Genomic DNA, 18,123 nt, shown 5'->3' with positions numbered 1-18,123 from the left:
GCCGACGGCACCCGTTCGTGGATGCCGATCAGCCAAGGATTTTGGCCTTGCCCCGCTCGAACTCGGCCTCGCTGATGACGCCGTGCTGCCGCAGTTCGGCGAGCTTCGTCAGCTCCTCGGCGGTTCCTCCGCCGCCCGCCGCGTCCCTGACGTACGCCCGGAACTGTTCCTCGCGCGTCTGCAACTCGCCGGCCTTGCGCACGAACATCCGGTCACCCCGTGCGATCAGGTAGACGAGCACGCCCACGAACGGCAGCACGATGGTGAGGACCATCCAGCCCGCCTTCGCCCACCCGCTGAGGTCACGACTGCGGAAGACGTCGATGAGCACCGTGATGACCAGGAAGATCCAGAGGAACCAGACGAAGTACCAGAGCATGGTCAGGAATACATCCAACAGCGGATACGAAGACATCGGTGCTCCCTCCCGACTGCTGTCCGTGCGGGCGTCTCCGCCTAGCTGCAACGGTCATCATCGCGTCGCCGAACCGCCTCGCCCGGACGGGATGACGATCGTCGTGCGGCCGTTCCACCGGCCTTCTCCCGGCCGGGTGGCGTGACCGCTTCCCGGCCCGCGGCCCGGTCAGCCCGGTTCACTGCCCCGGATCCGGTTGCGCCGGATGATCGTCGGACACCGGGCCCGTGGGTGGCGGCGGGTTGTCGGGGCCCGCCGCCGGAGGCGGTTGTCTCAGGAGTTCGACGCAGCGTGTCACGATCGCGGTCACCGGCGTGGTGAGCGCGAGTCCGGCGACGCCGGCCAGCGCGCCGCCCACCAGCGTGGCGAGCAGGACCGCCGGTGGGCTCATCCGCAACGTGGCGCCGAAGGCGACCGGGCTGACGAGGTTCTGGAGCAGGCCGTTGGCGAGCACGACGACCAGGATCATCCACAGGGCGGCCGACTGCCCGCCGCTGCCGAGCGCGATCAGCACGGCGAAGGCCGCCGCGACCGCCGCGCCGAGGTAGGGCACATACGCTCCGAGGAACGTGATCACGGCGATCGCACCGACCAGCGGTACACGCAGGATCAGCGCGCCGATCGCGACCGCGACGGCATTGAACGCCCCGATCAGGGCCAGCCCGACGTAGTAGCGCCGCACGACGGTGGCGGCCCGGCCGAGCAGGCGCTGACCCAGGTGTTCGGGCAGCGGGAGCCGTGCGGCGGCCCGGGCGGCGATGGCGTGACCGTTCTTGAGCAGGAAGAAGCAGACGAACAGGGCCACGAACAGGCCGAGCAGGATGTTGACGCTGGCGCCGAGGAGGTTGCCCAGCGCCGGCAGCAGGCCGGCCAGGACCGTGTTCCCCGACTGGCGCACGGATTGCCGGCCGGCCTCGGCGAGGCTGCCGTCGACTCCTGCCGAGGCGAGGATGCGGTGCAGTTCGCTGACCGCCGCGTTCAGGTTCTGGCTGATCTGTGCCCGCTGGCTCGCCACGCCCCACACGACGAGCGCGATCGCGCCGGCGCCCAGTGCGATCACGAGGAGGAGCGTGGTGGCGGCGCCGACGCCGCGGGGCACGTGGCGCCGCGCGAGGCCGTCGACGACCGGCAGGAAGGCGATGGCCAGGAACAGGGCGACCAGCAGCGAGATCACGATGGGTCGCAGGACGACGAGCAGGAGGAACGCCGCGACCACCAACACCGCCACACCGACAAGTGACCAGGCCGCGGCGCCCACCGTTCGCAACCGGTGCCACAACCGTGACGGTGCCCGGCCGGGGCGGGGCAACCTCTCAGGCCCCGGCGAACCCCGCCGCGATCGGCCGTCGGCAGTGCCGGCCATCACACCGGGACGTTCCGGCCGGGTACGGCCAGCGCCTGGATCACGAAACAGCCGCCGGCCCATCCGCCAGGGGGCTCCGCCCGACGCGTCGCCGGTCCCGGTGGTGCGCTCTGTCCAGCCATGCTCAGCGACTCCCTTGCTCAGTTGCCGCCGTTCAACAGGTCGCGTCGTGCGTAGCCCGCTCCAGGGTCCGCGACGCCGGTCGCGGCGGGCACCACCCGGGAAGGGCGAATCGGGAGGCCGTCCCGCGGCGCCGGCGGGGACCGGTCCGGGGCGAACGCGAACGGGCCGGGCCGGTCACCGCGACGATCGAGGCGGCGGGTGCCGGGCTCGACGCGCCGGCACCCGCGGCTTCGAGGAGGTGCCCGGCAACCTGACCACGCAGGTCACCCGCGGGTCAGCCGACGACCGGCGGCTCGAGGACGGCGCGGATGAACGCGTCGGCGATGACGGCGTGTCCGGGCAGCTCCGGGTGGATCCGGTCGGCGGCCCACCGGCTCGGTGGCGAACAGGCCAGGACGTCGTCGAAGGCTTGCTGCGTCGCCACGTGGAGCGCGCCGAACTCGCCGGCCAGCTTGGCCACGACCGTGGTGTAACGGTCGCTCTCGGCGCGCTGCGGCTCGCCGCGGTCGGGTTCGATGATGTACGGGTCGGCGAGCACCAGCCGGCAACCGGTCGCGTCGACGGCGCGACGCAGCAGCGTGCGCAGCGTCTCCTCGTATTCGTCGAGCGGCACCGCCTCGGCGGCGCGGTCGCTGAACGCCCGCCACACGTCGTTGATGCCGATCATGACACTCAGCCAGTCGGGTCGCTGCTCGATGACGTCCCGTTCCCATCGTGCCGCCAGGTCGCGGACGGTGTTGCCGCTGATGCCCCGGTTGACCCAGGTGAGCGGCACGTCCGGCCGGCGAGCGGTGATGAAGGCCCGGACCAGGCTCATGTAGCCGTTGCCGTAGGGCGCGTGCGCGTCCCGGCGCCCGCAGTCGGTGATGCTGTCGCCGATGAAGACGACACGTTGCCCGGCTTCGAAAAGCATCTGGATCGCTCGCTGTCCTGGTGAGATGGCCGACGGGTCGGTGCTCGTCGCGGAGTCCGGCGTCGGCCGTCCGCGGCGGCGTGCTCACTGTATTCGGTGGTGGTCGCGGTGCCGTCCGAGCCCGCGCCGCGCGGGGAAATCGGTGGGCGACCGGTCACCGCCGTGGTGCGACCGGGCGGTGCCGTTGCCGTCAGCGCGACGGGGCCTTCGTGAACGCCTTGGTCCTTCCGGTGAGCAGGATCAAGGCGCAGACCATGACCATGAGGAACAGGATCACGTCGACGGCCAGCGACAGACCGTTGAGGACCGAGACGTGGGTCGACGTGGTGTCTCCTCCCTCGTTGAACGCGCCGCGGCCGGCGACGAGCAGGAAAGCGGCGCTGAGGGCGGCGCCGATGTTCGCCAGTGCGTAGCCGAAGCAGGCGACGGCGAGGAGGGTGCGCGCCCAGTTGACACCGCGGAACGTCGCGACGAGCAGCCCGAGTGCCGCGACGACGCCGACCGCGCTCGCGACGAGGCGCGCGATCGAGAACTTGGGCAGTATCTCGGCCATGTCGTCGCTGCCCCGGAACATGTCCGCCAGGAACCGGCGGTCGACGTACCAGTCGACGAACGTCAACAGGCCGCCCAGCAGGAGGAGGCTGAGCGCGACGTAGAGCGCGGCGGGTGGGCGGGCCGACGGCCGCGGTGGGTAGGAAGCCCCGGGTGTCCCGGGGGCGGACGGATGACGCATCTCGTCGTGCAAGAAGGCCTCCGAGGAATGGCTGCTGACCCGATCGGTCACCGGCATCCGTCATCTGACGACTGTCGTGAATGTGTTGTATCACGAGCGCCGGGTCCGGCCGCGGTCGTACCGCGGGTATGGCTCGACAGCCGGACATCGCGGTGCGCTACGTGCTGCCGGGCACGGGCACCCGGACCGGTCGGCGGCGGCACCAGACCTGGATCAGCACGATCGCTCCCGCCGCGGCGGCCGGGACGAGGCCGCAGACGGCCATCCCCAGCCGCGCGCCGAAGTGGTTGGTGAGCGCCCCGACGATCGGGGCGCCGAGCGGGGTTCCACCGGTGAACACCAGCAGGTAGAGGCCCATCACGCGGCCGCGCATCTCCGGGTCGACCCAGAGCTGGACCGATGCGTTCGCCAGCGACTGGAACGCCAGGTTCACGAACCCCAGCACGGCGAGCAGCGGGAGAAACGTCGGCAGGTTCGGCGCGACGGCGGCCAATGCCTGGACCGCCCCGAACAGCCCCGCGAACAGGACGATGGGTCGCAGCCGGTCGGACGTGCCCGACCCGGCAAGCAGCGCGCCCAACGCGGAGCCGACCGCCAGCACGATGTTGAACAGTCCGTACATGCCGGCAGCCCCGTGAAACGACTGGGACGCGATCGCCGTCAGTACGATCGGGAAATTCAAGCCGAACGTGCCGATGACGCCGACCAGAACGATCGTCCAGAACACCCGCGGCCGCTGCCGCACGTATCGGCCGGCCGTGCGGAACGCCCGGGGCTCGCGACGCGACGGCGGCGCGGGCGTCAGGTCACCCGGCCGCAACCGGAGCAACGCGATCGTCGGCCCGAGGTAGCAGAGGGCGTTGCACGCGAAGGCCCATCCGGTGCCGACGGTGCCGATGAGCACACTGGCGGCCGCCGGGCCGACGAGCCGGGCCGCCTGGAAGACCGTCGCGTTGAGTGAGACGGCCTGACGCAGGTGGCTCATCGGCACCACCTCGGTCGCGAACACCTGGCGGGTCGGGGCGTCGACGACGAAGACGAGTCCGGTCAGCAGCGCGAACAGGAACACGTACTGGATGCGGATCAGGCCGACGATGGTGAGGACGGCGAGTACGCCGGTCAGGCAGGCGTTGAGCGTCTGTGTGATGAGCAGGAGGCGGCGTTTCGGGTAGCGGTCCGCGAGCTGACCGCCGTGGATGCCCAGGAAGAGGATGGGCAGGAACCGCAGGGCCATCGTGATGCCGACGGCCGTCGGGCTGTTCGTGAGCTGCAGCGCCAGCCAGTCCAGCGCGATGCTGCCCATCCAGGTGCCGGTGCTGGCGAGGCTCTGTCCGGTCAGGTACGTGCGGTAGCCGCGATATCTCAGTGCGGCGAACGGGCTTTCGGCGGTGGTCGAGGTCGAATTTCGGACGGCTGAAGCCGTGGTCACGACACATCCTCTCGCCTCTGCTTGCTGGTCCATCCTTCCTGGAGCGGCAGGACATATTGAAGACCGATAACCCGACTCACAGTTATAGTGTTTCGCTATGACCGCCGCGTACGACCCCCAACTGCTCGCCACCCTGCTGGCGGTGGAGCAGACCGGCAGTTTCACGCAGGCCGCGGCTCGGCTGCGGATCCGCCAGCCGACGGTCAGCCAGCACATCCGCCGGCTGGAGCAGCAGGTCGGCCGCACGCTCGTGTACCGCACGACGCACACGCTGTTCCTCACGGCGGACGGTGAGGCCATGATCGGCTTCGCGCGCACGATCCTCGCCGCGCACGAGCAGGCCGCAGCGTATTTCAGCGGCTCGCGGCCGCGCGGCCGGCTCCGGATCGGGATGTCCGACGACCTCGCACTCACCCGGCTGCCGCAGATTCTCCGGGAGTTCCGCCGGGACAATCCGATGGTCGACTTCTACCTCACCGTCGAGCAGAGCCGGGTGCTGCACGAGTGGATGGTCAACGACAAGCTCGACGTGCTCGTCGGCAAGCGGCCGCCCGGTGACGAGCGTGGCCAGCTCGTGAAACGCGACAGGCTCGTCTGGGTCGGCACGCCCGCCACGAAGATCGACCTGACGAGGCCCTTGCCGCTGGTGGTCTACGCCGCGCCCAGCATGTCCCGCGACGAGATGCGCAAGGCGCTCAACCGGGCGCGGATCCCGTATCGCAGCGCGTGTGTCTGCCGTGGGGTCAACGGGCTGATCGCGGGGGTCGCGGCCGGCATCGGCGTCTCCGCCCTGCCCGCTAGCCTGGTGCCCGCCCAGCTCACCACCCTGGGCCCGGCGCATCGCCTCCCCGAGCTCGGACATCTCGACCTCGTGCTCCTGGCCAATCCGCGGGCCGAGGAGCGCCCCGCCGTCAAGGCGCTGATCGCGACGATCCTGGCGAGCGGGTCACGGTCACTGAGCGCATCCACTGCGTGACGAATTCCGCAGGGCGAAGCGCTTGACCGCGTAAGGGCCGGCGGTGCACGCGAACCGCACGCCGATGTTCAGCGGCGCGTCGCACACTGCGGTTGCGGTACACCAGAGGAGGAGATCGAGGTCATCAACGTTGACCGGATACGTGATCCGGGCCGCCGTGCCGGTGGCCTCCGGGGTGGTCCGTCAACCGCGTGTGCCCGTCACGTCGAACGTGCCGAACCTCCCGGCATTCGCCTCGCCGCGCATCCTGTCGCCCTCGACGGTGACCGTGAACGCGACCCTCACGTTCGCCCTCAGCGGCATGTTCAGCGTCTTCACGACCGTCCACCTGGCCTCGTCACCCGAAACCATCCCGTCGGTGACCTCCAGCCTGGTCCCTCGGTAGTCGAGCGGCCCGGTCAGCCGGTCACCGGCACGGTGCAGCACGAGCACGGCCTTCTGCTCGCCGATCGGCGTGTCGATCGACAACGTCCAGGTTCCCTCGACGGCCACCGGGCGACCCCCACTTCCCGTCCGGTCGGTACCTGCCCGCCGGTCGGGACCGGCAAACCGGTGACCCCGCACATCACCCGGCGGCGGCCGGAGCCGCTGCCGTCCGCTCCCGGTCATCACGCCGGTGGGCCGGCGCCGATGAGGACGGCCGACGTGGCCCGGGTTACGCCTTCGGGCGCGTATGCCCGTACGATCGGATCGCTCACGATTGCCGCAATGGTCCGCACCGCCGACGATCCCGTGCATTGGAGCCTGACCGTGACCGAGCTTGATGCCGAGCTTGCCTCGAAGCTTCAGGTTGACGTGCCACACGCGGCGCGGATGTGGAACTACTGGATGGGCGGCAAGGACAACTTCCAGGCCGATCGGGTCGCTGGGGACGCGGTGGCCGGGGTGTATCCGGAGATCGCCGTCATGGCACGGCAGTCGCGGCGGTTCCTCATTCGCGTCGTGCGTCACCTCGTCGCCGAAGCGGGCATCCGGCAGTTCATCGACGTCGGGACCGGCCTGCCCACCATGCAGAACACCCATGAGGTCGCCCAGGAGATCGCGCCCGAGACCCGGGTCCTGTATGTCGACAATGACCCGATGGTGCTGGTGCACGCACGCGCTCTGCTGGTCGGTTCCGCCTCCAACGGGCCGATCGCCTATGTGGAGTCCGACTACCACGATCCGGACAGGATTCTCGCCGAGGCGGCGCAGACGCTGGACTTTCAGCAGCCGATCGCCGTGATGTTCATGGGCGTGATGGGCTACGAGCCCGACCTCGACGTGGTGCGCTCGATCGTGGGCCGGATGATGGACCGCGCGGCGTCCGGCAGCTACCTGGTGCTGTGGGACGGCACCGACACCAGCACGTCCGTGGTCCAGGGCGCCGCAAAGCTGGCGGACAGCGGCGGGGTCCCGTACGTCCTGCGCAGCCCCGAGCAGTTGGCAGCCTGCTTCGAGGGACTGGCGATGGTGGCGCCCGGCATGGCGCCGATCACCCTGTGGCGTCCGGACGACCCCGACGCCGAGCGGATCGACGCCTACGGTGCCGTGGCCCGCAAGCCCTGATCGATCGGCGGTTCAGCCGTTGCGGTGGTGCTTCTTCACGAAGGTGTAGCCGGGGGTCAGCGGGACGGCGTCGATCTGCTCGTTCTCGACGGCCTGCCGGTGCAGTGCGAGCTGCCGCTCCGACGGTTGCGAACCGGCCGGCAGCTTGCGGACGAAGCCGTTGACCCAGTGGTCGCGGCGCTCGGTGCCGTCGTCGCCGGGGTGGGGGGCCGGCTCGACCAACGGCGCGTAGAACAGCATCTCGGCGGGTTCCTCGCCGTCGACGGCGGGATAGGACGGGTGTCCCGCCGGGTCGACGCTGCCGGGCACACGGGTGACGTAGCCCTCGCGGATCAGTTGCTCGACGGCGTTGCGGAGCAGGAACGTCCCGCGAGTTCCCCGGCCGAGCCCGCAGCGCGCGGCCAGCTCCGACTCGGCGAACACGGCGCTGCCGTCCTCGAACACGCGGCCCAGCCGGCGGATCGCGTGCAGCACCTGCCCCCGGTTCGACCGGCCCGGATCGAACTCGCGGGTGACGACCGCCGGGTCGTACTCGTGGAAGTAGGCGGCACCGTCGATCCGCATCGGCTCGTCCAACACGACGGTGCGTACGGCGATCTCGTCCTTGGCGGCCTGCCAGGAGACGGTGACCAGCACCCCGGGTCGCAGGTCGTGCGGCCAGACGACGCCGCTGACCTGCCAGCCGGGGTCCTGCCGCAGCGCGGTCTCGAAGACCTGCCGCGTGGGCGTGATCCCCTGGACGCGGTGCTCGAGCACGACGGTGACGGGATCGCTGTGCCGCAGGACCTCGGCGATCTCGTCCGGTACGGCGCAGACGGCGCCGTCGAGATCCGCCTGCCGGAGCGCGAGCCGGCGGGCCACCCGTTTCACGGCAGCGTCCGTTCCCGCTGCCGGAGCTGGCGGCGCAGGATCTTTCCCGACGCCGCTTTGGGGATCGCCTCGATGAGCTCGACGCGGCGGACCTTCTTGTACGGGGCGACGAGCCCGCTGACGTACCGCAGCACGTCCTCGCCGGTGAGCGTCGCGCCCGGCATCGGTACCACGAACGCCTTGGGGACCTCGTTGTTCTCCTCGTCGTAGACGCCGATCACGGCCGCGTCCGCGATGTCGGGGTGGCTCAGCAGGACCGCTTCGAGCTCGGCCGGAGCGACCTGATAGCCCTTGTACTTGATCAGTTCCTTGACCCGGTCGACGATGAACCAGTTTCCGTCGGCGTCGACCCGGGCGACGTCGCCGGTGTGCAGCCAGCCGTCGGCGTCGACCATGGCGTCGGTGTCCTCCGGGCGGCCGAAGTACCCCTTCATCACCTGAGGCCCGCGGATCCACAGCTCGCCGGGCTCTCCGGGCGCGGCGTCGGCGCCGGTGAGCGGGTCGACCAGGCGGGCCTCCGTCGACGGGAACAGGTGCCCCACGCACGCGGGCGGTTCGTCGGTGTTGCCGTCGACGTGGATGTGCGTGCCCGGCGACAGCTCGGTCATGCCGTACGCCTGCCCGATCTCCACCCCCAGCCGGTCCGCGACCGCGGCCTGCAGGCCGGCGTCCAGGGGCGCCGCGGCGCAGATGATGCGCTTGAGGTGCGACAGGTCGAGCTCGCCGACGGCGGGATGCTTGGCGAGCACCAGCATGACCGGCGGGGCGAGGTAGGCGTGCGTGATGCGGTCGCGCTCCAGGCTGGTCAGGAAGGTGTCGAGGTCGAACCGCGGGTGCACGTACACGGTCGCGCCGCGCAGCAGCGCGTTGTTGAGCAGCACCGCCATGCCGTAGATGTGGAAGAACGGCAGGATCGCGATGATCCGGTCACCCTCCTCGATCCGGTGCAGTCCGGAGATCTGTTCGAGGTTGGTGCAGATGTTGCGGTGCGTCAGCATCACGCCCTTCGGCACGCCCGTCGTGCCGCTGGAGTAGGGCAGCACCGCGACGCCGGTGGCCGGGTCGACGTCGCGCGGCGGCACCTGCCCGTCCCGGAGCAGGCCCAGCACGGAACGATGACCCTCGGCCTCGTCGCAGACCAGCACCTCGATGACCGCACCGGTCTCCTGCCGCACCTGATCGGCCGCGGCCCGCGCCGGTCCGAGCAGCGCCGCGACCGTCACCAGGATCCTGGCTCCGGCATCGACGAGCTGTTTCGCCATCTCCTGCGGGGTGGCCAGCGGCGACAGGGTCGTCACGGTCCCGCCCGCCCGGGTCGTGGCATAGAAGACGACCGGGAACACGACGGTGTTCGGCGAGTGCAGCGCGACCACGTCGCCGGCGCCGATGCCCTCGGCGGCCAGCCCCGCGGCCAGCCGCTCGACCAGGGTGGCGAGTTCACCATACGTAACCGTCCGGCCACTGACTGCGTCGACCAGTGCGGGCAGCGAACCGCGTCGCGCGGCGGCTCCCAGCACACGCTCGTGGATGAGCTCGTCGATGACCGCCACGTCAGGGTACCTGCTGCTGTAGATCACCCGAACCTCCGAGCCGAGACCATCCGGTGTCGCACCGGTCGTTGCCGGTCAGCATGATCGGCGGGCCGCACCGGGGTCAAGGCCACGGCCCGGGCCGAAGGCCCCGGTATCGGCGCCGGCGCTGACCCCGGTCAGCGTCGCGGCTGACGACGGGCGGGGTTCGCCTGGCCTACGGTGCTGGCCGATGCAGGTTCTGCGCAAACCGGAAGGTCGTCATGCCACATAGATTTCGAAGGTTGTTCGCCGCGGTCTGTCTCATGGCCGCGCCGTTCGTGTACGTGGCCGGGCTGCTCGTCGACCCCGCGCTGCGGGCCGGTGACGCCGCTGACGGCGCCTACGGGCGCCACCCCGGCCAGGTGTCGGTGAGTGCCGCGCTGCTGCACTGGAGCTGGGTGCTGCTCGTGCCCGGTATCATCGGGATGATCCATCTGGTACGGCGGCGCGCCGTGCTCTTCGGGCAGATCGCCGGAGTGGTCGCGCTGCTCGGCGTCGTCAACTTCTCCGCCCTGATGCTCGGCGACTTCTTCTACGCCCGGCTCGAAGCCGAACTCGGGCCGGAGACCGGCGGCCGCCTGGGTGACGAGGCGTTCGCCTCCGGCGGCGCACAGTGGGGCTTCCAGGTTCCGGGGTTCCTGGGGCTGCTCGGCGTGCTGCTGCTGGGGCTGGCGCTCGCGGCCAACCGTCACGCGCCGTGGTGGGCGTCGGCCGCGATGGTGGTCGGCATGCTCACCGGGCCCGTCTACCCGATCGGCATGGCGCTGGGCAGCCTGCTGTACATCGCCGGCGCGGTGGCGATCGGCCTGCGGATGTTGCGGATGAGCGACGCCGAATGGGTTCAGGAGCCGGTGGCGAACGGGAAGGTCGCGGTGACCGTGTAACCGCCGCCCGGCCGGTGGCCGGCGTGGAACGTGCCGCCGTGCAGGGCCGTGCGCTCCCGCATGCCGACGAGCCCATGGCCCGTGCCGTTCCCGCCGGACCCGTCATCGGCCGGCCCGGTCGTCCGGCCGTCGTCGCTCACCTCGACAGCCAGCGCGGCCGGCATGAACTCGATCCTCACCTCGGCGCCGGTGGCCCCCGCGTGTTTGAGCGTGTTGGTCAGGGCCTCCTGGACCACGCGGTACGCGGACAGGGCGAGTGACGGCGGGAGCGGCCGCGGCGGGCCGGTCGTGACCACTCGGACGTGGAGCCCGGCCGTCCGCACCGGTTCGGTGAGCGCGTCCAGGCGGTCGAACAGCGACGGCGCGGGTCCGTCGCGCAGGACGCCGAGCAGCAACCGCAGCTCCTCGACGGTGTCCCGGCCGGTCCGCTCGACACCCTGGAGCAGGTCGCGTTCGCGTCGGCGGTCGACGTCGGCGCCGAGCAGCATCCGCACGCCGCCGGTCTGCAGGGTCATCAGGGTGACGTTGTGCGAGATGACGTCGTGGAGCTCACGGGCGAGGCGGGTGCGTTCCGCGGCGGCCGCGAGGGCCGCCTGCTCGGCCATCCGGACGGTCTGGGCCGTCTGGCGGCGCAGCAGGATGCCGCTGCCGTACGCGACGCCCATGAAGATGGCGCCGATCAGGCTCTCGGCGACGTCCTGCCCGGGCAGGGTCTGCAGCAGGGCGTACGCGGCGAGGACGACGAGGACGCCGCCGGCACGTGCCCGCGGCCCGGCCCGCTGGCTGCCGACCGTGTGCACCAGGATCAGGTTCGAGTAGAACTGCCAGGCGGCGAGCGGGTAGTCGTCGTCCATGACCGTGACGCGCAGCAGCGCCGACAACGCGGTCAGTGCGAGCAGGGTTCCGACCGGGAACCGGCGGCGCGGCAGCAGGACCAGCCCGGCGGCGAGCGCGCCCGCGGCCACCAGGGCCGGCCGGTGCACCTGGCCCGGGCCGGTGCCGGCGCGCCCGTACGCCTCGACGATGCCCGCCCCGGCGACGGCCAGGGCCAGGAGCGCGTCGAGCCGCGACGGCCGCCAGCGGTCCATCATTCGCCCGGGCGGACGATGCCCGCCTCGTAGCCGTACACCACAGCCTGGACCCGGTCGCGCAGCCCCAGCTTCTGGAAGATCCGGCCGACGTGGGTGCGCACGGTCGCCTCGCCGAGGTGCAGGCGACCGCCGATCTCCGGGTTGGACAGCCCGCGGACCAGCAGTTCGAGCACGTCACGCTCCCGCGCGGTCAGCGTGTCCAGCTCGGGTGTCGGGGCCGGCGCCGGACGGCCGGCGAAGGACGCGATGACGCGCGTCGTCACCGCCGGGTCGATGAGGGCGTCACCGGCCGCCACGACCCGGACCGCGTCGACGAGCTGCTCCGGTGGCGAGACCTTGAGCAGAAACCCGCTGACCCCGAGCCGCAGCGCCGCGTGCAGGTGCTCGTCGGTGTCGAACATGGTCAGCAGGATGATCTTCGGCGGATCCGGGTCGGACAGCAGCAGACGCGCCGCCGACAGGCCGTCGAGTCGTGGCATGGCGATGTCCATGACCAGCACGTCCGGCCGGAGGAGGCGGGCCGACGCCACCGCCTCATGGCCGTCGGAGGCCTCGCCGACCACCGTGACCGTCCCGGCGGCCGCGGTTTCGACCACCAGCCGCAGACCGGCCCGGATCATCGCCTGGTCGTCCGCGATCATCAGCCTGACCAGCTCGGACATCAGTGCAGGATAGCGAGCGCCACCCGCACGGCTCGGCAGAAGTGCCGGTGGTCACGTCGCGGGCGAGGTCACCGGCCGGTCCGGCGCCACGGCGGCGCCGGCGAGCCACGTCGCGAGCGCCTCGGCGGCCTGCTCGGCGGCCCGGCGGGCGGTCTGCACGGTCGCACCCGCGAGGTGCGGCGTGAGCACCGCGCGGGGTGCCGTCCGCAGCGGCGAGTCGGCCGGCAGCGGCTCGACGTCGAACACGTCGAAGGCGGCGGCCCGGAGCCGTCCTGATTCGAGGGCCTCGGCAACGGCCCGGTAGTCGAGCAGCCCGCCGCGTGCGGAGTTCACCAGCACCGCGCCGTGCGGTAGCTGGGCCAGTTCCTTCGCGCCGATCATGCCGCGGGTCTCGGCGGTGAGCCGGGCGTGCAGGCTCAACACCTGGCTGCGCGACAGCAACTCGTCCAGCGTGACCGCCTCGGCCCCGTCGAGGGTGGCGGGGTCGGCGTACGGGTCGTGGACGAGCACGGTCGCGTCGAAGGCGCGCAGGATGCGGGCCACCCGCCGGCCGATGGCGCCGTAACCGACCAGGCCGGCGGTGGTGCCGCCGAGTTCCGAGCCGACGGCGTCGAGCGCGTAGAGGTCGGAGCGCCACTCGCCGGCGAGCACCGACGCGTGGGTGGCCGGGATCATCCGCAGCGCCGCGAGCAGCAGCGCGATGGTGTGTTCGGCGGCGGCCACGGCGTTGCGCCCCGGTGTGCTGCGGACCTCGATCCCGCGGGCCTCGGCGGCGGCGAGGTTCACGTTCACCGGGCCGCCGCGCGTGACCACGATGAGTTTCAGCGCCGGCGCGGCGGCCAGCACCCGTTCGGTGAGCGGTGCCATCTGGGTGATCACCACGTCGACCCCGGGCAGCAGCGCGATGAGCTCGTCCTCGATGTCCGACGCCTCGTCGACCTCGTCGACCCGGCCGAACGGCGTGTAGGGCCACGGCCCGGTGTGCGTGACGACGTCGAGGCCGGGGAGTCTGCCGAGGGCGTCGAGCACGAGTGCGGGGGTGACGAAGTGGTCGCCGGCGACGAGTACGCGGGTCACGGGGTGGTCCTCCAGGTCGAGCGGGCGTTGGCAACGGCCGACAGGTAGCCGGCGTAGCGGTCGTCGTAGGAGCGGCGCGGGGTGAACACCGCGGTCGGCGGCGGCGGTAGCTGCTCCGGGCTACCGACGGTGCGCAGGGCCGCCTGGGCCGCGCCGCGGGCGCCGACCTCCTCGCCGGTCAGCACCCGGACGGGCCGGCCGAGCACGTCGGCGAAGATCTGTGCCCACGCGGCGGTGCGCATGCCGCCGCCGCAGGCGAACAGGTCGCCGTCGAGACCCGCGGCGGTGAGGCAGTGCCGTGCGCTGTAGGCGATCGCTTCGCAGGTGGCGAGCACGAGGTCGGCGACCGTGACCCCGGTGTGCAGCCCGTCGATGCGGGCCCGGGCCGCGGGCGCCACGAACGGCGCCCGTTCTCCCGCCTCGGCGAAGAACGGCAGCACCGACAGGCCCGTCGAGTCGCCGCTCGCCAGCAGCGCCGGCAGGTCGTCGGTGGTCGCCCCGGCCAGGCCCAGCACCCAGTCCAGTCCCGCCGTCCCGACCACCGCCGGCAGCGCCCGCAGCCACCGCCCCGGTTCCCAGGTCGTGAGCGTCAGCCCGGCGGGCTCGCCGGCGCCGACCCGGTCGGCGAGCACCTGGCAGGCCAAAGTCGTGCCGGCGATCAACAGGCCGTCGCCGACCCGCGCGACGCCGGCTCCCAGCGCGGCGGCCGGCAGGTCGTACGGCGCGGCGACCACCGGTGTGCCGCTCGGCAGCCCGCCGATCGTGGTGCGCAACCCGTCCACCGGGGCGGCCAGCACCGGCGCGAGCAGGTCCCGGCGGTGGGCCAGGCCCAGCGCGGCGAGCAGCGCGGGGTCGTAGTCGCGGGTCCGCGGGTCGAGGAACGGCACCGAGGACACGTCGGTCGCCCGCAGTCCCGTCAGCCGCTGCACCACGACGTCCTTGCAGTACGCCGCGGTGGCCGCCCGGTCCAGCGTGGCCGGCTCGTGGCGGTCGAGCCAGGCCAGCAGCGGGCCGGCACTGCCGGCGAACGGCAGGTTGCCGGTGCTGTCGAACACCTGCCGCAGCACGCCGTCCGCCGTCCATTCGGCGACGATGCCGGCGGCGCGCGCGTCGAGCCAGGAGATGGCGGGCCGGACCGGGTGGCCGTCCTCGTCCACCGCCCAGAGCCCGTCGCCCTGCCCGGTGACGCCGACCGCGGCGACCGGGCCGGGTTCGAGTTCTTCCAGGACGGCCACGACCGAGGCGGCGACGGCGGCCGCGTCCTGCTCGTACCGGCCCGGGCCCGCCCGGTGCAGCACGGTGGGCCGGGCGGCGCGGCGCAGTGCCGTGCCGTCCGACGCGAACACGACCGCCTTGGTGACGGTGGTGCCGACGTCGACGCCGACCGCATGGGGAAGGTCAGACGACTTCATACTTGACGCCGCTCTCCCGCATCTCCAGCAGCGCCTCGGGCGGCGCCTGCTTGTCGGTGAGGACCAGGTCGATGTCGGACAGGGGGGCGAGCCGGTGGAGGGAGGCCCGGCCGAGCTTGGTGTGGTCGACCATGAGCACGGATCGCTGAGCGGCCCGGATCATCGCCCGCTTGACCAGGACGATCTCCTGTTCCTGGTGGTAGGCGTACGAGCCGGACACCGCCGAGGTGGAGGCGAAGAGCAGGTCGACCCGCAGCGCCTCGATCGCGTCGATGCACGGCACGCCGAGGAAGGAGTCGTGCGTCGGGTAGTACTCCCCGCCGAGGGCCAGCAGCCGGATGCCCCGCATGGTGCTGAGCAGCTTGATGGTCTCCAGGAAGTTGGTCATCACGGTCAGTGGCGCCGCGTCCTCCAGGAGCCGGGCGACTTCGAGGGTCGTGGTCGAGTCGTCGAGCATGATCGCCATGCCGGGCTCGATCAGCTCGCGGGCCCGCTGCGCCATCGCGACCTTCTCGGCCTTCGCGGTGCGCAGCCGGAACGACACGTTGCTCTCGAACACGCTCGACGGCTGGGCGCTCACCCCGCCGCGGAACTTGCGGACGACGCCCTGCCGCTCCAGTTCGTCGAGGTCGCGGTGGATGGTCATCAGGCTGACGTGGAACAGCTCGGCCAGCTCGTTCGCCGACACGGAACCGTGCTGCATGACGTGCTCGACGATCTCCGCCTGCCGCTGGGCCGGTCGGCTGCGCTCCGTTGCCTCGGTCATGGCTGCCATCCTTCAGACACCGGCACGTTGTACGCCAGCAGGGCCGCCGGGACGCCCTCGTCGGACAGCCGCAGCGTGGTCACCGCGGTCGGCTCGAGCACCGGCAGCCGGCGGCGGTACTCCGCCAACGGCAGACCCAGCGCCGCGCACACGACCAGCCGGATGATCGTGCTGTGCGCCACCACCAGGGCACTGCCGTCCGGCACCCGCTCGATCAGCGCGGCCAGGCCGGCGTGAAACCGCTCGACGGCGCGGGCCGGATGCTCCCCACCGGGGAAGTGGTGCGTGACGGGGTCGCGGACGAACCGCTCCGCGACGGCCGGGTCGAGGTCGGCGAGTGTGTGCCCCTCCGCGCTGCCGAAGTCGAGCTCCCGCAGCCGCGGGTCGGCGGTCGGCACGAGACCCGTCGCCGCCGCCGCGGCGGCCGCGGTGTCCACGGCCCGCCGCAGGTCCGAACTGGCGAGGGCGGCGAACCCGCGGCCGGCGGCCCAGCGGGCGAGCGCCTCCGCCTGCCGCACCCCGGCGCCGTCGAGCTCGATGTCGCTGCGCCCGGTGTAGCGGTTCGGCGCGTGCCAGGCCGTGCGGCCGTGTCGCGCCAGTGCCACGGTCCTCATGCCGCACCGCCGGAGGCGCCGACGAGCGGGACGTCCTTGGCGTAGCCGGCGAGCGCGGCGTCGATCCAGTCGCGTTCGACCAGGGCGTCGAGGAAGCCGGCGTAGGCGTCCGCGAACCGTGCGGTCGCGCCGGGCCGGGGCGTGACGACGGTGCCGGGACGGATCATCCGGTCAGCCGCCGTGACGAGCGGGCCGTCGCCGGCGGCGGCGAGGACGGCCATGCCGAAGGCCGGCTCGGCGCTGGCCGGCAGGATCAGTTCGTGGCCGAGGATGTCGGCGCGGAGCTGGCACCAGTAGCGGCTGCGGGTGGCGCCGCCGGTGATGTAGTACGGCCCGCCGACCCGTGCGCCGAGGCGGCGCATGTGTGCGTACGCGAGCTTCTCGACGTAGGCGACGGCCTGGAGCACGGCCGCGTACCGGTCGTTGTCGTCGACGAAGTCGCCGATCTCGAACGCTTCGGCGTCGGGCCGGACGAACGGGAACCGCTCTCCCCGGCCGGCGAGCGGGTAGACGATGCCGCCGGCCGGCTCGAACCCCGCCGCGGCCGTGTCGCGGCGGGAGCGGTCAGCGGCGGGGAAGCGCAGGTCGAGCAGGCCGGCGCCGACGCTCGACGCGCCGCCCGGCAGCCAGCCCCGATCGGGATGGCGGTGCGAGTACACGGCGCCGGCCGGGTCCTCGAGCCGGTGCTCCGTGACCCCCTTGAGCACGAGGGTGGTGCCGAGCACAGCGTTCCACGAGCCGGGGATCAGCGCGCCGGCCGCGATCTGGGCGGCGCAGCCGTCGGTCATCCCGGCTCGCACCGGCGTGCCGGCGGCGAACCCGGTGTGCGCGGCACCGTCGGCGTCGATCCGGCCGAGCAGCGTCCCGGGCCGTACCACCTCCGGAAGCACCCCCGCGGGCACCGCTGACGCCGCCGGCCAGGCCAGCGCGGCCGGGTCGTAGCCGGTCTTCAGCGCGTGGCTCCAGTCCGCCGCGACCGGGTGCCCGACCAGCCGCGAGGCGAGGAAGTCGGGGCAGTGCTCCAGCCGGACCCGGCCGGTGGCGAGGCCCGCGCGCACCGGTGCGCTGCCGTGCCCGGCCAGCCAGGCGAGCTTCGCCGGCGGCCAGGAGGGCTGCCCGGGGCCGGTCCAGCCGTCGGCGGCGCGCGCGTCGTCGTACATGAGTGCCGGCGTCAGTGGCCTGGCCGGTGCCGCACCGGCACCGGCCAGGAGGAAGGTCCCGGAGGTGCCGCAGATCGCCAGCCCTCGCACGAGCCCCGCGGGCCGGGGATGGACCCGCTCGGCGCTGGTGAGCGCCGCTCTGCCGGCACGGCCGAGGACCTGCCACCACTGCTCGGGATCCTGCTCGTGGACGGGGCCGGACCGATGGCTGTCCAACCGTCCGGCGCCGCGCCCCACCACGACTCCGTGGTCGTCCACCAGCAGGACTCGCAGGCTCTGCGTGCCGACGTCGACGCCGGCCCACAGGCCCGAGGTGGAAGAGTGCTCTGTTCCCATGCGCTGCCGCAGCTTCCCGTCGTGCGAAGTGAACGTTCAATGGATGTTAAGATAACATCCACTTATCGTATCGGCTACATCCAGTGCGGGTGAGCCGGCGTCTTACCAGCTCAAGCTGAGTTCCTGGCCGCTGTGAGCCGGGCCGGACCCGGCTGCTTGCCCTCGCGATGATGCGAGATT

The 18,123-nt window shown here is 72.2% G+C and carries 18 protein-coding genes; 3 read left to right on the top strand and 15 right to left on the bottom strand.

What is annotated here, in order from left to right; translation table 11 throughout:
- Positions 1–28 precede the first annotated feature (28 nt).
- The 5 genes from Drose_RS23790 to Drose_RS23770 all read right to left on the bottom strand — a co-directional run bounded on the left by Drose_RS23790 (position 29) and on the right by Drose_RS23770 (position 4,976).
- On the bottom strand, positions 29–415 hold the full coding sequence (locus tag Drose_RS23790) for an SHOCT domain-containing protein (RefSeq protein WP_260723519.1): 387 nt from the start codon (positions 413–415) through the stop codon (positions 29–31).
- 178 nt (positions 416–593) lie between these two features.
- Positions 594–1,643: an AI-2E family transporter gene (locus Drose_RS23785; protein ID WP_260723518.1), complete on the bottom strand. Its 1,050-nt coding sequence runs from the start codon at positions 1,641–1,643 to the stop codon at positions 594–596.
- Between the two features lie 532 nt (positions 1,644–2,175).
- On the bottom strand, positions 2,176–2,814 hold the full coding sequence (locus tag Drose_RS23780; RefSeq protein WP_260723517.1) for an SGNH/GDSL hydrolase family protein: 639 nt from the start codon (positions 2,812–2,814) through the stop codon (positions 2,176–2,178).
- Positions 2,815–3,004: 190 nt separating this feature from the next.
- Positions 3,005–3,598, bottom strand: coding sequence for a hypothetical protein (locus tag Drose_RS23775; protein WP_260723516.1), 594 nt, complete (start codon positions 3,596–3,598; stop codon positions 3,005–3,007).
- Between the two features lie 106 nt (positions 3,599–3,704).
- The gene (locus Drose_RS23770; RefSeq protein ID WP_260723515.1) at positions 3,705–4,976 is read right to left on the bottom strand and encodes an MFS transporter; all 1,272 of its coding nucleotides are present in this window, start codon (positions 4,974–4,976) and stop codon (positions 3,705–3,707) included.
- 97 nt (positions 4,977–5,073) lie between these two features.
- Between Drose_RS23770 and Drose_RS23765 the strand changes: the two genes are divergently transcribed.
- A complete protein-coding gene (locus tag Drose_RS23765) occupies positions 5,074–5,952 on the top strand; it encodes a LysR family transcriptional regulator (protein ID WP_260723514.1) in 879 nt (292 codons plus the stop codon).
- 183 nt (positions 5,953–6,135) lie between these two features.
- Here the strand turns inward: Drose_RS23765 and Drose_RS23760 are convergent, their stop codons facing one another.
- Positions 6,136–6,444, bottom strand: coding sequence for a hypothetical protein (locus Drose_RS23760; RefSeq protein WP_260723513.1), 309 nt, complete (start codon positions 6,442–6,444; stop codon positions 6,136–6,138).
- Positions 6,445–6,765: 321 nt separating this feature from the next.
- Here Drose_RS23760 and Drose_RS23755 point away from each other — a divergent pair, with 321 nt between their 5' ends.
- The gene (locus Drose_RS23755; protein WP_390891451.1) at positions 6,766–7,500 is read left to right on the top strand and encodes an SAM-dependent methyltransferase; all 735 of its coding nucleotides are present in this window, start codon (positions 6,766–6,768) and stop codon (positions 7,498–7,500) included.
- Positions 7,501–7,512: 12 nt separating this feature from the next.
- Here Drose_RS23755 and Drose_RS23750 read toward each other — a convergent pair whose 3' ends face one another.
- Positions 7,513–8,370: a helix-turn-helix domain-containing protein gene (locus Drose_RS23750; RefSeq protein ID WP_260723511.1), complete on the bottom strand. Its 858-nt coding sequence runs from the start codon at positions 8,368–8,370 to the stop codon at positions 7,513–7,515.
- Entirely contained in the window at positions 8,367–9,947 is a 1,581-nt protein-coding gene (locus Drose_RS23745) for an AMP-binding protein (RefSeq protein ID WP_260723510.1), read from the bottom strand. Before Drose_RS23745 ends, Drose_RS23750 begins: the two co-directional genes overlap by 4 nt.
- A 236-nt stretch (positions 9,948–10,183) precedes the next feature.
- Between Drose_RS23745 and Drose_RS23740 the strand changes: the two genes are divergently transcribed.
- A complete protein-coding gene (locus Drose_RS23740; protein ID WP_260723509.1) occupies positions 10,184–10,825 on the top strand; it encodes a hypothetical protein in 642 nt (213 codons plus the stop codon).
- Here Drose_RS23740 and Drose_RS23735 read toward each other — a convergent pair.
- From Drose_RS23735 to Drose_RS23705, 7 genes are read right to left on the bottom strand one after another with little or no spacing between them, the layout of a single operon-like run.
- Complete coding sequence (locus Drose_RS23735) at positions 10,783–11,916, bottom strand: sensor histidine kinase (protein WP_260723508.1); 1,134 nt, start codon at positions 11,914–11,916, stop codon at positions 10,783–10,785. The genes Drose_RS23740 and Drose_RS23735 overlap by 43 nt on opposite strands.
- Entirely contained in the window at positions 11,913–12,578 is a 666-nt protein-coding gene (locus tag Drose_RS23730; RefSeq protein WP_260723507.1) for a response regulator, read from the bottom strand. Before Drose_RS23730 ends, Drose_RS23735 begins: the two co-directional genes overlap by 4 nt.
- Positions 12,579–12,629: 51 nt before the next feature.
- Positions 12,630–13,655 carry a 2-hydroxyacid dehydrogenase gene (locus Drose_RS23725; RefSeq protein WP_260723506.1) on the bottom strand — a complete coding sequence of 342 codons (1,026 nt, stop codon included), beginning with the start codon at positions 13,653–13,655 and terminating at the stop codon, positions 12,630–12,632.
- Positions 13,652–15,067, bottom strand: coding sequence for an FGGY family carbohydrate kinase (locus Drose_RS23720; RefSeq protein WP_260723505.1), 1,416 nt, complete (start codon positions 15,065–15,067; stop codon positions 13,652–13,654). The genes Drose_RS23725 and Drose_RS23720 overlap by 4 nt, the downstream gene beginning before the upstream one ends.
- On the bottom strand, positions 15,054–15,833 hold the full coding sequence (locus Drose_RS23715) for a DeoR/GlpR family DNA-binding transcription regulator (protein ID WP_260723504.1): 780 nt from the start codon (positions 15,831–15,833) through the stop codon (positions 15,054–15,056). Before Drose_RS23715 ends, Drose_RS23720 begins: the two co-directional genes overlap by 14 nt.
- Entirely contained in the window at positions 15,830–16,447 is a 618-nt protein-coding gene (locus Drose_RS23710; protein ID WP_260723503.1) for a histidine phosphatase family protein, read from the bottom strand. Before Drose_RS23710 ends, Drose_RS23715 begins: the two co-directional genes overlap by 4 nt.
- Positions 16,444–17,943, bottom strand: a complete 1,500-nt coding sequence (locus Drose_RS23705; RefSeq protein ID WP_260723502.1) for an FGGY-family carbohydrate kinase — start codon at positions 17,941–17,943, stop codon at positions 16,444–16,446. The genes Drose_RS23710 and Drose_RS23705 overlap by 4 nt, the downstream gene beginning before the upstream one ends.
- Positions 17,944–18,123 lie beyond the last annotated feature (180 nt).

It is taken from the genome of Dactylosporangium roseum, assembly GCF_025264685.1.
Taxonomy (GTDB): domain Bacteria; phylum Actinomycetota; class Actinomycetes; order Mycobacteriales; family Micromonosporaceae; genus Dactylosporangium; species Dactylosporangium roseum.
This window is presented reverse-complemented; position numbering and strand designations above follow the sequence as displayed.

Coding starts and splice junctions, on each gene's coding strand:
- Drose_RS23790 (WP_260723519.1), bottom strand. CDS start 415: ATGTCTTCGTATCCGCTGTTGGATGTATTCCTGACCATGCTCTGGTAC.
- Drose_RS23780 (WP_260723517.1), bottom strand. CDS start 2,814: ATGCTTTTCGAAGCCGGGCAACGTGTCGTCTTCATCGGCGACAGCATC.
- Drose_RS23765 (WP_260723514.1), top strand. CDS start 5,074: ATGACCGCCGCGTACGACCCCCAACTGCTCGCCACCCTGCTGGCGGTG.
- Drose_RS23755 (WP_390891451.1), top strand. CDS start 6,766: ATGTGGAACTACTGGATGGGCGGCAAGGACAACTTCCAGGCCGATCGG.
- Drose_RS23735 (WP_260723508.1), bottom strand. CDS start 11,916: ATGATGGACCGCTGGCGGCCGTCGCGGCTCGACGCGCTCCTGGCCCTG.
- Drose_RS23730 (WP_260723507.1), bottom strand. CDS start 12,578: ATGTCCGAGCTGGTCAGGCTGATGATCGCGGACGACCAGGCGATGATC.
- Drose_RS23720 (WP_260723505.1), bottom strand. CDS start 15,067: ATGAAGTCGTCTGACCTTCCCCATGCGGTCGGCGTCGACGTCGGCACC.
- Drose_RS23715 (WP_260723504.1), bottom strand. CDS start 15,833: ATGACCGAGGCAACGGAGCGCAGCCGACCGGCCCAGCGGCAGGCGGAG.
- Drose_RS23710 (WP_260723503.1), bottom strand. CDS start 16,447: ATGAGGACCGTGGCACTGGCGCGACACGGCCGCACGGCCTGGCACGCG.
- Drose_RS23705 (WP_260723502.1), bottom strand. CDS start 17,943: ATGGGAACAGAGCACTCTTCCACCTCGGGCCTGTGGGCCGGCGTCGAC.